Below are 13,441 nucleotides of genomic sequence, written 5' to 3'. Positions count from 1 at the left end.
CGGACAGAGGCGCTCACTTCGGCCAGGCATCGGCGAGGCGGGTGAGCAGCGATGCCAACTGTGCTCTCTCGTCCTCGGTGAATGCGCTCAGTGCCTGATCGACGTTCTCGCGTTGAGCGCCGCGGAACCTGTTGGTGATCGCGCGACCCTTGTCCGTCAGTGCGATGAGGGTGCGCCGGGCATCGTCCGGGTCGGCCTCGCGACGCAGGAAGCCGAGCTCGACGCCTTGGGACACGAGCCTGGACGCGCGCGGCTGATCGACGCCGATCGCATCGCCGAGTGCGCTGACTCCCAGCGCCGTGCCCGCCTGGACGAGGGAGACGAGCAGACGGATGAGCGCACGCCCGCGACCGTGTGCGGCGAACGGTCCGCCGGGATGACGCTTGCCGCCGAAGGGGAAGTCATCTGAGCTCCGACCGCCACCGAATCCTCCGCGTTCACCGAACCCGCCGCGTTCACCGGGGACCCCGTGCTCGCCGGGACTGCCGTGCTCACCGAACCCGCCGAAAGGTCCGAAACCGCGCGGACCACCGGGTCCGCGCCGCCACTGCAGGCGGGTGAGCGCCTCGGCGATCGCCTGAATGTCATCGTTCGTGCTCATACTCCGATTTTACATGCCACTTGACATGCAATCGAATTGCATGTCATTCTGCATGTACATGTCAGATGACAACTAAGGAGATGACATGACTGCACACAATGACTTCAATGATGACAACGACGACTTCACCACCCCGACCGGAGGAGCCGGCGCAGCAGGGGCCGATGATCGGAAGGACTCGCCGAACACCGACGAGAACACCGCCGCCGGCGACGCCTCGAGCCTCGGCTCCGATCAGGTACGGCCGGGCGAAGCGGACAAGGCCGATGCGGCGGAGACTGATTCGGCCGCGCGCGCCGAGCCCGTGAGCGACGAGCCTGCAGACGGCGCCGATTCCGGCGACGGCAAGGGCGATGACACCGACGCCGATCTGCCGCAGCTGCTGCGCGAGTTCAGCCACGTGCTGCGCCGCGAATTCCGCGCGGCCGCGGCCGACTCCGGCTTCGATCCTCGCGACTTCGGGCGTATGCGGCGAGGACGTCGCCGCTGGGATTCCGATGAGGTCGTCGCCGACGGCGCCGCCTACCCGGAGGAACCGGTGACCTACGGCCCTCCGCGTGGCCGAGGCGGATGGGGACCGTCGAAGAACATCGATCCCGACGAGCTGCGCCAGCGCTTCCGCGATATGCGCGACGGAGTCGGCGATCGCATCGAAGAGGTGCTCACCTCCGAAGAGTTCGAGAATCTCAAGGCCTCGCTGTCGAAGATCGTCGAGAACTTCGGACCCGAACGCTGCGGAGACGACTCGGATCGCCGCGACGGACCACGCGATCCCGAACACCCCCGCGAGCATGACGCTCACGAAGCCCACCGAGGCGGCCCTGACCGTCACGGGGATCACGGCCCTCATGGCGGGCACGGCGACCGCGACCGCCGTCGCGGGGGAAGCCGCGGACGACGCGGGTTCGGCCCGAACGTCGGACCCGGCTTCGGACCTGGCCGACGAGGATTCGACCCCTTCGGTTGGGCCGATGAGCGCCGCAGCCGCGAACAGGAGGTCCAAGAGGCCTTCGAGCGCGGATTCGCCGCGGGCTTCGAACAGGGGCGCAGCGCGTAACCGAATCGCGTCTGCGTGCTGAAGCCTGAGACTGCTCAGCCGCGGGAGAGCACCGCCCCGAGGTCATCGAGCACGCTGCGGTCTTCGATCGTCGACGGCACCGCCGGATCGGCGACGCCATCGGCGATCTGCCGCATCGTCTTGCGCAGGATCTTGCCCGACCGGGTCTTCGGCAGACCCGCGACGATGTCGACGCGCTTGAACGCGGCGACCGGACCGATCTCCTTGCGCACGAGCGCCACGAGTTCGTCGATGACTGTGTCCGGGTCGGCCGCCTCGGCGGAATCCCCGAGCACGACGAGGGCACGCGGGATCTGTCCCTTCATGTCATCGTGGACGCCGATGACAGCGGCCTCGGCCACGGCCGGGTGGGAGGCGACGACCGCCTCGATGATGCCGGTGGACAGGCGGTGGCCGGCGACGTTGATGACATCGTCGGTGCGACCCATGACGAAGACGTACCCATCCTCATCGAGATAGCCGGAGTCACCGGTGAGGTAATAGCCGTCGAAGGCGGCGAGGTAGGAGGAGATGAACCGCTCGTCGTCGCCCCACACCGTGGACATGGTGCCCGGCGGCAGCGGCAGCCGGATGACGATGAGCCCCTCCTCACCGGTCGGAACGGGCTGACCGCCGGGGTCGACGACCTCGACTTGGAAGCCGGGAGTCGGCTTCGTCGACGACCCCGCCTTGAGCGGGAACCGGGTCAGTCCCAGCGGGTTCGCCGTGATCGGCCAACCGGTCTCCGTCTGCCACCAATTGTCGACGACGGGGACGTCGCGGCCGGTCGCCTCGGCGAGGATCGTCGTCGTCCACTCGTACGTATCGGGATCGAGTCGTTCGCCGGCGAGGAATTCCGCGCGCAGGTGTGAGAGGTCGTGCTTCTTGATCAGCTCGCCGTTCGGATCCTCCTTGCGCACCACGCGCATGGCGGTCGGGGCGGTGAAATGGACGTTGACCTTGTGCTGCTCGATGGCGCGGAAGAAGGCCCCGGCATCGGGTGTGCCCACGGGCTTTCCCTCGTAGAGCACCGAGGTGACGCCGGCGAGCAGGGGTGCGTAGACGATGTAGGTGTGCCCGACGACCCAGCCGACGTCGGAGGCGGTGAACATCGTGTCGCCCGGGTTCAGCCCGAAGACGGTCGGCATCGAGAACGCGCCGGCCACCGCGTAGCCGCCGGAGTCGCGGACGATTCCCTTCGGTTTGCCGGTGGTGCCCGAGGTGTAGAGGACGTAGAGTTCGTCGGTGGCTTTGACGGTCACCGGGTCGATGCCCTCAGGTGTCTGGTCGAGCAGTTCGGCGTAGTCGAGGTCGTTCTCGCCGAGTTCGCAGCGATGTTCGTCGCGTTGGACGATGACGGTGAAGTCCGGTTTGTTCGCAGCGATCTCGATCGCCTCATCGAGCATCGGCTTGTATTCGAGGATTCGGCTCTTCTCGACTCCGCAGGAGGTGGAGATGACGGCTTTCGGTGCCGTGTCGTCGATGCGCACGGCCAGTTCGTTCGGGGCGAAGCCGCCGAAGACGACCGAATGGATCGCGCCGAGGCGGGCGCACGCGAGCATGGCAACCGCTGCCTCGGGGATCATCGGCATGTAGATGACGACGCGATCGCCCTTGGCTACGCCCTTGTCGGCCAGGGCGCGGGCGAAGCGGGAGACCTCATCGAGCAGTTCGGCGTACGTGATCGAACGGACGGTGTCGGTGACCGGCGAATCGTAGATGATGGCGGCCTGGTCGCCGCGGCCACCCTCGACATGTCGGTCGATCGCGTTGTAGCAGACGTTGAGCTCGCCATCGGGGAACCAGCGGTAGATCGGCGCATTCGAATCGTCGACGGCCTTCGTCGGCTCGGTGACCCAGTCGATGAGGCTCGTGGCCTGCTCGAGCCAGAATCCGTCGGCATCGTCGGCGATGCGGGCGACGATGTCGTCGTAGCTGGGGGCGGCGGTGTCGGGTTGCGTATCCATATGCCCATTGTGACGCATGGCACAGTATTGTGCCGAGGTGGGTCGCATCCTCGGGCGAGCGTCGGCGGCACGAAAGTGGACCCATTTCCCTGCACTCGGACCGGGAGAGGGCACAATGGGGATATGAGATTCCTGGTTGCACTGATCCTCGGCCTGGCCGTCATGTTCGGCCTGAACGCCATCTTCGACTTCTTCGCGATGGCGCGACCGTGGGGCTCGATCCTCATGGGCGTCATCGTCGGCCTGACCATGCTCGTCGTCCTGCTCATCTGGGAGGCCGTGCGCCCGACCCAGCCGAAGGGCGAATCTGCGAAGGCCAAGGCGAAGGCGCAGAAGAGCGAAGACGAGCGGGCGAAGGCTCGTGCCGAACGACGTGCCCGACTCGCCGCCGAGGCGGGAGTGAGCCTCGAAGGCATCGACGGCGCCCTGCCGGGATCGACCGCCCAGTCCGCCGAGGTGACCTCGTCCGATGACACGGACATCGCTGAGGCGGCCCCCACCGAGGGCGCCGACGCGGAGATGTCTCGCTTCGAGGGGGCCGATGCCGAGGAGGCAACCGCCGAGGAAGAAGCGGCAGGCGGTGAGTCCGCCGCAGCGTTTCCTGCCGAGGGGGAGGTCGCAGAGGGCGAAGCCGCTGAGGATGATTCCGCCGAGGGCGAGGCGTCCGGAGGCGAGGATTCGGCAGTGTCTGCTGCGACGACCGAAGATGAGGCATCCGCGCAGGCCGACGACACAGCCGGTCGGAACGCGGCTGACGATGCAGCCGAGCAGAACAATGAGTCAGATTCCTCCCTGGAAGCCGACGGAGCCGAAGGTGACGAGGCCTCGACGGATGAGGAACGACCCGCCGAGTCAGCGAAGCCCGCAGTGGTCGTGAAGACCGCGGAGCCGGCCGCACCCGCAGAGCCGACAGACTCCGCCGAATCCGCACAGCCGGGCGACACCGACGCCGCCAAGGCCCACGCCGGCGGTGACACCGAATCCGGAGACACCGGCGCTGACGCTGATGAACCCTCTCGGCCCGTTGAGAAGCCGACCGTCCAGACAGGGGATTCGTCCGAACTGCCGCCGCCTCCGCCGATGCCGCCGTCGTTCCCCGCCCGACCCACCGCCGCCCCGCAGGCCGATGCCACCGAGGCACCGCAGGCCGATGTCGCCGACGCGACGAACGATGACGAGTCCGCGGCTCCGTCGCTCAATCAGGACGATGCCGGAGACAGCGGCTCCGCCTCGGCGTCCGACCCGGGGCTCGAAGGACCGGCCGATGATCCGGCGACGCTCGACCCGGAGGAGTTCGACGAATCCGCCAGCGGATCCTCGCTCGAGGCACCGCCGACGGGCGAACCCGGAATGTCGGCCGACGCGCTCTCCGGCAAGATGCCGGACGAGGCCGATGAGTCTGCCGGCACAGCCGACGACGAGCCCGCCGATGACGACGGCGAGGGAGCCCAGGCTCCCGAACGCAAGGGACCCTCAGCCGAGGAGAACAACCAGTACCGGCTCTGAGCCCGGCAGCACCGGCTCTGATCCGGTGATATCGCCCCTGTTCCGGAGGAACCCTCAGGCGTAGTGTGCGGCGAGGATCTCCAGACCCTCTTCGATGCTGACGCGGGGAGTCCAACCGAGGACGTCCTGCGTCCGCCGCTGATCGAACCAATGCGCGGTCGACAGCTGTTCGGCGAGGAACCTCGTCAACGGCGGTTCGTCGTCATGGTCTCCGAGCTCCCACACCTTTTCGACCACAGACCCTGCTGCCAGAGCCGGGGCCACCGGGATGCGCAGCTTGGGTTCTGCCGCTCCGCCGGCGATCGCGATGCGTGACATCAGCTCACCGATGGGTCGCGGCTGGCCGTTCGTCACCACCAGCGCCTCACCATGAGTGGAATCGACCGCGGTCACCGCAGCGACGATCGCCTCAACTGCATTGTCGACGAACAGGGTGTCGACCAGCGCCGCGCCCGATCCGAGCACCGGCATCCGACCCGATCGGGCACGATCGATGACCCGCTCCGTGAGCTGAGTGTCACCCGGACCCCACATGAGGTGGGGGCGCAGGACGAGTACCCGGAAATCGGGCGAATCCGCGCCCAGGGCAATCCGCTCACCGGCTCCCTTCGTCCGCGCATACTCGCCGCGTGCGAACTCCGGAGACGCCGGTTCGGCACCGTCGCCGATGATCGACTCACCGGTGTGCGCGACCGACGGCGATGAGATGTGGACCAGGCGCTGCACGACGGCGGCCCGAGCCGCATCGACGAGAGTGCGGGTGCCGCCGATATTCACGGCCTCGAAATCCTTGGGATCGCCCATCATGGACACCTTCGCGGCCAAGTGCACGACCGCGTCGGCGCCGGTGACGGCCTCATCGACGGCGGCCGCATCGGTCACCGAACCCACCACATCGGTGGCCCCGTCAACCCCCGAGGGGCGACGCTGCAGGGTCGTGACCTCGTGACCGGCGGTGACGAGCGCACGCGCGACGGACGAACCGAGCAGCCCGGAGGCTCCGGTGACGGTGATTCTCATTTCATCCTCAGACGTTTCCCCGCACCGGCCCACCGGCCAGGACGCTGACGGCCCAGGCGGCGAGACGGGAGCGGTCGATCTTCGAATTGTGGCGGATATCCGTGGGGAATTCGGGTGCCACGAGGACCGCGGTCAGGTCATGACCGACGGCCTCGGCGATCTTCTCCCGCAGCCGCGCCGTCAGGTCCAAGGGCGCCAGGCCGGGCGACAGCGTTGTGCCCTCGGCATCGAGCACAGCCACCAGCGCCTGGGTGCCGACGGGTCCGATTCCGACGACGGAGCTGCGGCTGACCTGGGAGTCGGCGTCGATGAGCGCCTCGAGCCCACCGGGCCCCACCGGCCCGCGCGGCGTCGTGACGACGTGCTGCAGCCGCCCTTCGAGCCACACGCGACCGGCATCGTCGATATGCCCGATGTCGTTCGTGCGGTGCCAGGTCAGACCGTGCAGATCATCACGGGCCGAATCCGCGGTGGTGCGCCACAGATTGTCGTAGCCGGACTTGATATGGGCGGCACTGACGACGAATTCGCCGAGGCGGCCCCGCGCGTCTTCGCCCTGTATCAGCTCATCGGTCGATCGTCCGGACTCATCGATGGGTGCCAGTGCGAGTTCGACCCCGTCGATCGGCTGCCCCACGCACACCCCGTGACCGCCGGTGGCAGCGGCGGCAGCCACCCCGTCGCGGTCGATATCGGTGAGCAGGAGCCCCTCGGTCATGCCGTAAGGAGAGTGGATGGACGCGTTCGGGAACACTCCGGCGATGGCATCCATGAGTTCGAGAGGCACAGGTGCACCCGCCGAGAGCACAAGCTCGACGCCCGCGCACGCTGCCCTCTGCTGGTCGTCGAGCTCGCCGACGGTCGCGGCCACGTTCGTGTACGCCGCGGGGGAGGCGAAGACCATGGTCGCCCGTCCGGCGATGATCGCATCGGCGATCGCTGAGGCCGTGAGCGTCTTCGGTTTCGTCACCGACATGTCCGGTGTCACCGAGGTGGCGCCGATGGCCGGGCCCAACAGGGCGAACGGTGGGAACCCGGCGACCAGACCGGTGCCCTCCGTGACGTCGAAGACCCTGGTCAGCACGGCCGCCAGAGCGGAGATGTCCGCATGCGTATAGCGCACGCCTTTCGCCGGTCCGGTCGAACCGGAGGTGAAGAGGATCGCCGCATCGGCATCCGGGGCCAGGGTCGGCAGCTCGGCCCGGTGCGGGGTGCGGGAGAGTTCGGTCAGGCTCGTCTCTGCCTTGAACAGGCGCGAGCGCACGGGTCCGAGCGGACTCACCGAGATCCGTCGCCCCGGCCAGCCGAAGGCCCGTGCAAGAGTGAGCCCGGGCAGTTCCCCGATGATCCACTGCGGGTCCGCCGAGGTGACCGCCCGAGTCATTCCCTTCGGGCCGAGACCGGCATCGGCGACGACGGCGACCGCGCCGATCTTCAGGCATGCGTAGAGCGCGGCGGTGAGGTTGTTGCCGGGCGGGACGAGCATGGAGACCCGGTCCCCGGGCTGTACGCCGAGGTCGAGCAGCCCGTTCGCGATCGACGTCGTCACGTGCCACAGGTGGCGCCAGCTGATCTGCTGCGCCGGGTTCTGCGCGAAGTCGACCGAGGCGATCGCCTCGTCGTCACGGCGCGCATCGAGGATCGCCGTGACCGTGCGGACATCCGCGGATCCGTCGCCGGCGGCTGGGTCATCCGCGACATCGGAAGTCGACCCCCTCGCCGAGGCGGCTGTGCCCGACCGCGCGGACGTTCCCTTCGCGGGGGCCGCCTCGGTGGGGGTGTTCGCGGTGGTGGGTGCATCGAACTGCGCGTCCAGCCAGTCGAGGACGAGTCCGGCCACATCGTGATCTTCGCTGACGAGGTGGGACGCCGTCTCGAACCGATGCACATCGGCCTGCGGCAGACGCCGGCGCAGGTCCCGCAGATAGCGTTCGAGGAACACCGGGTCCTTCGGACCCCAGACGAGCAGCGCCGGTTTGTCGAAAGCGGCGATGTCCCGGCCGATGCGCTGGAGCTCGGGATCGGAGGCATGCGTGTCATCGACGGGGATATCGGCGACGAAATTGCCGATCGCCCACCGGTCCGCAGGTGTGCGGTACGGGGCGCGGAATGCGTCCTTCGTCTCGGCATCGAGATCGCCGAGACCCAAAGTCACGCGCAGGAATCCGTCGGTGAGCACGGTGGCCGTCGGCAGCATCGGACCGGCCAGGGTCGCCCGCAGCGGTGCAGGCACCGGGGTGTCCTCGGGCTGGTGGACCGCAGTGTTGAGGCTGATGGCCGCAGACACACGATCGGTGTTCCGGGCTGCCCAACCGAGCGAGAGGACTCCGCCCCAGTCGTGACCGATCGTCACGATCGGGTGGGTGGCGGATCCGGTGGCGGCCACCTCGGCGAACAGATCGGAGACGACGGCGTCGAAATCGCTGATGCGATCGGCGATGCGACGGACCTCGGCGGATTTCGGCGCCGGCATCGAGGAGTGCGCGAGCCGTTCGGAGAAGCCCATCTCGAGCTGGTCGGGGGCGATGAGCCGCCAGGCACGTCCGCCCGACCGAGCGGCGGCGATGGTGGCGCTGGCCAGCCGACGCCACAGGTACGACCACGTCGGGTTGCCGTGGAGGGCGACGATCGTGCCCGTCGGCTCGACACCGGCCGCGGCCAGGGCGGGCAGGGTGTCGAGGACGTGGAACTCGTGTGTCCCATCAGGGGTCGCGGCCTCGACGATCCGGGACCAGGCGGGGTCCCACTCGGGCAGCTGCGGGGGAAGCGTGGCCGGCCGTGCAGGAAATCTCATGAAGGTCTCTACCACTCGATCTCGGTCATGGCGGTGTTGAGGCCGGAGCCGACGCCCATGCACAGGATGCGGTCGCCGGGTCTGAGGTTCTCGGCCTCACGGGACAGGGTGATGGGCAGTGAGGCGGGGCCGACGTTGCCCAGCTCCGGGTAGGTCACCGGGATCCGGTCGGGGTCGAGGTTCGCGGCCCGTGTGATCGAATTCGTGTGCACATCTGAGACCTGGTGCATGACGTAGCGGTCCATCTCCCGCCAGTTCCAGCCGGTCTCGTGGGCTTCCTCCCACGCGGCGACGACGAGCTCCATGCCGCCGGAGAGCAGCCCTTTCGTGTCGGTGAACATGCCGTTGTGGTCGCCGACGCACAGTTCATGATGCTGGGTGGCGGCACGGGTGATCCCGCCGAGGATGCGGTGGCCCTCCGGATGCTTGTCGGCCGGCCCGAGGACGGCCGCGGCAGCGCCGGAACCCAGGGTCAGGGACGCGAATTCGTTGAGGTACTCCTCGCGAGTGATCTCCGGACGGTTGAGGCGGCGCAGCGTCGCGTCTTGGACGCGGGAGGCGTCTTCGCCGGCGACGATGAGGGCGTATTCGATCTGCCCGGCGTCGATCATGTTCGCGGCCAGGGTCATCCCGTTGACGAATCCGAGGCAGGCGTTGGCGATGTCGAAGTTCATCGCCTGCGGGCCGAGCCCGATGCCGGCGTGGACGCCGACGGCCACGGACGGTTCCAGGTGCTCACGGGTCACGGAGGTGTTGACCATCAGTCCGATGGCATCGGGAGGGACACCCGCCTCGGCGAGGGCCTTCTTTCCGGCCGTGATCGCACCCGCGGCGAACTGGTGGGGCTCATCCCAGTTGCGGCGGGCGTACACGCCGGCGACTCGTTGGAGCAGACCCTGCGGCAGTTTGAGCGATGACAGCGTATCGGCGAGGCGTTCGTCGAATTCCTGGGAGGTCACTTCGTTCGGGGCCAGGGTCTCGGTCAGGCCGAGCAGGGCCACGTTCGAGTGCCGGAATGTTGCGTTGCCATTCGCCAATTGAGTAACTCATCCCTTTTCGGGTCGTTCGTCGGTGTCGATATCGGCCGCAGAGGCGCGCGCGTGACGCGTCACGACGGGGAATTCCGGACCTATCTTACCGCCCGGTTTCTGAGATGTTCCTCAGCGTGTGAACCAGGTGAAGCCGTCATAGAGCAATCCTGTGGCCGCGAGCACGGCGATGACGGCGAGAACGAGCGAGGTCACGGTGTGCGAGACCTTCGAGGTCTGAAAGCGCACGGCACGCGAATGCGACATCGGACGGTCGGTGACGTTGTGGCCGAACTGGGCGAAGATCCGCCAGTCCATGACGTCGACGAGCGACTTCGCGGCCAGGGTGAACACGATGATGCAGCCGATGCCCATGAACAGCAGGAACACGAAGCCGAGGAAGCCGAAGTCCTTGAAGAACGTCACCACCCGGTCGCCGATGGCCACGGCGAAGGCCGAGAATCCGTCGCTGAAGGGCAGTGCGTCGAACGAGTCGGTGATCGTGGACAGGCTGATATTGTCGCGCACCGTCTGCACGGACCCGATGTACATGAAGATCGACGCGGCCAGGGCGACGAGCAGGTTGATGATCGAGATCGTGGCATTGTCCGGCCAGAAGTCCAGATGCTTGATCGTGTAGGTCGCCGACAGGGCGACGCAGATGATCGCGCCCGTCAGCGCACCGATGGTGGCCGGCAGGAGCAGATTGTTGAAGAACACGAAGGCGACGACGGCGATGAGGGCGGCGCCGAGGATGTAGGTGAACACTGCGACGGTGTCGCCGTTGGCCGCGGTGGCGGCCCGCCGGTTGGCCTCGATCATCTGACCGGAGTGCTGGATGTTGGCGGCGAGTTCTCTCTTCGTGGCCCGCGGCTGATCGGCGTCGACGTCGTCGTAGCCTTGGGCGTCGTAGCCCTGTGCGTTGTTGGGAAGCACACGGGTCTCATCCTCGCTGCTCCACTGGCGACCGGACTGGGAGTAGCCGGACTGGCCGTAGGGGTTCTGACCGTAGCCCTGTGCCTGCGGGTAGCCGCCCTGAGCACCGGCTCCGCCGTTGGGATTCCGGGGCTGCCATCGTCCGAGCTTCGCTCCGATGAAGTAGATGACGAAGACGACGAGAGCCGCGAGGACTCCGATGGAGATGCCGGCGCCGAGCTCGTTCATAAGGGTGACTTCCTGGGGATGGACAACGGTGGTCTTCTTGTCAGTCTATGGACTCATGCCGCTCAGAGCACGTTTCGCGGCGCATATGCGCGCGGCTCGGAGCGATCTGCTCCGTGCTGAAGGGGGTGCGAACATTGCCTTCGCGCACGACTCCGTCCTGGCGCAGCTCCGTCCCGGCGCGTGCGGTTCCCTCGTGCGGTTCCTGGGTATGGTGGGGTCAGGATCCGCCCACCGACGTCTGAAGGAGACACGCGATGAGCAACCCCCAGGCATTCACCTCCGAGGCCCTGCCTCTCGACGAGCAGGTCGTGCTCGTCACCGGATCCGGACGCGGCCTGGGCGCTGCGATCGCGAAGGCCTTCGCACCGGAGGGTGCGGCGCTGGTCATCAACTACCGATACTCGGCCGAGGCCGCGGAAGAGCTCGCCGAGGCGGTCCGCGCTCGCGGTGGGCGCGCCGTGGCCATCGAGGCCGACGTCACCGACTCCCGCGCCGTCGACGCCATGTTCGAGACCGCGGCAGCCGAGTTCGGAGCTCCGGTATCCACTGTGGTCAACAACGCGCTCGCCGACTTCTCGTTCAACGGCGACGAGCGCCAGCCGGCCGACGAGATCGACTACTCGGACTTCGCCGACCAGTTCCGCGGTTCGGTCGAAGGTGCGGTCAACACGATCCAGGCCGCGATGCACGGCTTCCGCGAGCTCGGTTCCGGCCGCGTCATCAACATCGGCACCAACCTGTTCCAGGATCCGGTCGTGCCGTACCACGACTACACGGCCGGGAAGGCGGCGCTGCTGTCGCTGACGAGGACGTTCGCGAAGGATCTCGGACCGGCCGGGGTGCGGGTGAACATGGTCTCCGGCGGACTGCTGCGCACCACGGATGCCTCCTCGGCGACACCCGAAGCGGTCTTCGACCAGATCGCCGCCTCCAGCGCTCTGCGACGGGTGACGACTCCGGAGGACTTCGCCTCGGCGGTGGTGTTCTTCGCCTCTCCCGCTTCGCGTGCGGTGACCGGCCAGAACCTCATCGTCGACAACGGCCTCGTCATGGGGTGACCGGTCCCACTGCAACGTAGAGCGAACCAACTCAGCTCACAGTCACTTCGCCGACCGCTCGACTCAGTGCCCACCGCGCGTCCTAGCCTCGACCGCGCGTGTTGTCGCCGAGAGAGCAGCTCAGCTCGCCGACCGCTCGACTCCGCGTCGAGCGCGCGGCGTATAACTTGATACAGCGACGCTGAGATGAGCGGTCGGCAGGGGAGTCGAGGTCATTCGCTGCGCTGGGTGAGTTCGCTCTTCGCCAGCGTGTCCAGTTCAGCTTTGATCTTGATGAACTCATGGGGTCGGAACAGGTCCGCCCAGACGAGATTGAAGATGCGGAACCCCGCGTTGAGCAGCTTCATGTGGCGTTCATGGTTCTTCTTGCTGGCTTCGTCGGGGCTGTTGCGCCCCATGAAATACTTTCCGACACCGTGGCATTCGACGATCAGTCCGTACTTCTCATGGCGGAAGTCGTTGCGGCCGAGGAGATTTCCAGCCGCGTCGCAGGTCTCGACTTGGGGGATCATTCCGGTGATGCCGAAGCGATAGAACTTGACGGCAGTGATCGATTCTGCTGCTGACTCGTGGTTCGCGTCCGCGAGGCTGATGGCAAGAGCGGCGGTGCGACAGCCTCGGTGGACCGGTGGAAGGGCGGTTCGCAGTGCTGCTTTGGTGACCAACCGCCGGCGAAGTGCGTCCGAGAGCAATGGGACCGAGAACTCTGGGTCGTATTCGCGAGCAATGTCCACGAGGGTCCTGAGCAATGTCGTGACGGGGAGTCCTCCGATCGAACCGACGTCATTTGGAGGCAGGTGCCGATCACGAATGTGGAGAGTGTCGCTGCTCCGGCGAGTTCCGGTCCGGATCATCTCGCACTTGTCGACTGCGGGGAACGGTGGATCAAGACCATGTAACAAGGCCGCTGACACATGGGAGAAGGCAGCGTCGGGCAACCGGTCATCAGCGTACGACCGGATCAGGGACTTGAGGTCTTCGGCTGTGTCTCTGATGTCCCCGTAGGTCCGAGGGTACGAGGTCGAGGATGCCGAGTGTACGTCCTGCAGCACGGCGTGAGCCTGCTGATCACAAGGCCGGTTGAGGACGAATTGGCCACGTCGGACCCTCTGCAGACAGCACTGCAGGGCCTTGACGATGTCCTTGTGCGCGAAGCCGAGGCTGCGAAGTCTCTTGGTGCTGAAGACGGTCACCATGACAACAGTGTGCCTTCAGTGAAGTCAAATTGCAATATAATTCAGCAAAT

At 66.9% G+C, this 13,441-nt stretch carries 10 protein-coding genes; 3 read left to right on the top strand and 7 right to left on the bottom strand.

Going from position 1 to position 13,441, the window contains the following annotated elements:
* Positions 1-13: 13 nt before the first annotated feature.
* Complete coding sequence (locus QYM46_RS17655; protein WP_248279016.1) at positions 14-601, bottom strand: MarR family winged helix-turn-helix transcriptional regulator; 588 nt, start codon at positions 599-601, stop codon at positions 14-16.
* A gap of 85 nt (positions 602-686) precedes the next feature.
* Here QYM46_RS17655 and QYM46_RS17650 point away from each other — a divergent pair, with 85 nt between their 5' ends.
* The gene (locus tag QYM46_RS17650) at positions 687-1,658 is read left to right on the top strand and encodes a hypothetical protein (RefSeq protein ID WP_432790013.1); all 972 of its coding nucleotides are present in this window, start codon (positions 687-689) and stop codon (positions 1,656-1,658) included.
* Between the two features lie 35 nt (positions 1,659-1,693).
* Here QYM46_RS17650 and QYM46_RS17645 read toward each other — a convergent pair whose 3' ends face one another.
* Positions 1,694-3,625 carry an acetate--CoA ligase gene (locus tag QYM46_RS17645; protein ID WP_432790012.1) on the bottom strand — a complete coding sequence of 644 codons (1,932 nt, stop codon included), beginning with the start codon at positions 3,623-3,625 and terminating at the stop codon, positions 1,694-1,696.
* Positions 3,626-3,748: 123 nt separating this feature from the next.
* Between QYM46_RS17645 and QYM46_RS17640 the strand changes: the two genes are divergently transcribed.
* The gene (locus tag QYM46_RS17640) at positions 3,749-5,131 is read left to right on the top strand and encodes a hypothetical protein (protein WP_432790011.1); all 1,383 of its coding nucleotides are present in this window, start codon (positions 3,749-3,751) and stop codon (positions 5,129-5,131) included.
* 54 nt (positions 5,132-5,185) lie between these two features.
* Here the strand turns inward: QYM46_RS17640 and QYM46_RS17635 are convergent, their stop codons facing one another.
* The 4 genes from QYM46_RS17635 to QYM46_RS17620 form a co-directional block, all read right to left on the bottom strand.
* Entirely contained in the window at positions 5,186-6,151 is a 966-nt protein-coding gene (locus QYM46_RS17635) for an NAD-dependent epimerase/dehydratase family protein (RefSeq protein ID WP_432790010.1), read from the bottom strand.
* A 7-nt stretch (positions 6,152-6,158) separates the two neighbouring features.
* Positions 6,159-8,945 (bottom strand): alpha/beta fold hydrolase, encoded by a 2,787-nt coding sequence (locus QYM46_RS17630; RefSeq protein WP_432790009.1) that lies wholly within the window; start codon positions 8,943-8,945, stop codon positions 6,159-6,161.
* Between the two features lie 8 nt (positions 8,946-8,953).
* On the bottom strand, positions 8,954-9,982 hold the full coding sequence (locus QYM46_RS17625) for a 3-oxoacyl-ACP synthase III (RefSeq protein WP_432790008.1): 1,029 nt from the start codon (positions 9,980-9,982) through the stop codon (positions 8,954-8,956).
* Positions 9,983-10,105: 123 nt separating this feature from the next.
* The gene (locus QYM46_RS17620; RefSeq protein ID WP_432790007.1) at positions 10,106-11,137 is read right to left on the bottom strand and encodes a hypothetical protein; all 1,032 of its coding nucleotides are present in this window, start codon (positions 11,135-11,137) and stop codon (positions 10,106-10,108) included.
* 254 nt (positions 11,138-11,391) lie between these two features.
* Between QYM46_RS17620 and QYM46_RS17615 the strand changes: the two genes are divergently transcribed.
* The gene (locus QYM46_RS17615; protein WP_432790006.1) at positions 11,392-12,195 is read left to right on the top strand and encodes a 3-oxoacyl-ACP reductase; all 804 of its coding nucleotides are present in this window, start codon (positions 11,392-11,394) and stop codon (positions 12,193-12,195) included.
* Positions 12,196-12,407: 212 nt separating this feature from the next.
* Here QYM46_RS17615 and QYM46_RS17610 read toward each other — a convergent pair whose 3' ends face one another.
* Positions 12,408-13,391 (bottom strand): hypothetical protein, encoded by a 984-nt coding sequence (locus QYM46_RS17610; RefSeq protein ID WP_432790005.1) that lies wholly within the window; start codon positions 13,389-13,391, stop codon positions 12,408-12,410.
* Positions 13,392-13,441: the final 50 nt, after the last annotated feature.

The sequence above is a fragment of the Brevibacterium sp. K11IcPPYGO002 genome, from assembly GCF_050920635.1.
Lineage (GTDB): Bacteria > Actinomycetota > Actinomycetes > Actinomycetales > Brevibacteriaceae > Brevibacterium.
Note: the sequence above shows the minus strand (reverse complement) of the source record. Positions and strands in the feature narration are given on the sequence as shown.

Bases quoted from the DNA above. Each gene is read 5' to 3' on its own strand.
- QYM46_RS17610 (WP_432790005.1), bottom strand. From the start codon at position 13,391: ATGGTGACCGTCTTCAGCACCAAGAGACTTCGCAGCCTCGGCTTCGCG.
- QYM46_RS17645 (WP_432790012.1), bottom strand. From the start codon at position 3,625: ATGGATACGCAACCCGACACCGCCGCCCCCAGCTACGACGACATCGTC.
- QYM46_RS17655 (WP_248279016.1), bottom strand. From the start codon at position 601: ATGAGCACGAACGATGACATTCAGGCGATCGCCGAGGCGCTCACCCGC.
- QYM46_RS17630 (WP_432790009.1), bottom strand. From the start codon at position 8,945: ATGAGATTTCCTGCACGGCCGGCCACGCTTCCCCCGCAGCTGCCCGAG.
- QYM46_RS17635 (WP_432790010.1), bottom strand. From the start codon at position 6,151: ATGAGAATCACCGTCACCGGAGCCTCCGGGCTGCTCGGTTCGTCCGTC.
- QYM46_RS17640 (WP_432790011.1), top strand. From the start codon at position 3,749: ATGAGATTCCTGGTTGCACTGATCCTCGGCCTGGCCGTCATGTTCGGC.
- QYM46_RS17650 (WP_432790013.1), top strand. From the start codon at position 687: ATGACTGCACACAATGACTTCAATGATGACAACGACGACTTCACCACC.
- QYM46_RS17620 (WP_432790007.1), bottom strand. From the start codon at position 11,137: ATGAACGAGCTCGGCGCCGGCATCTCCATCGGAGTCCTCGCGGCTCTC.
- QYM46_RS17615 (WP_432790006.1), top strand. From the start codon at position 11,392: ATGAGCAACCCCCAGGCATTCACCTCCGAGGCCCTGCCTCTCGACGAG.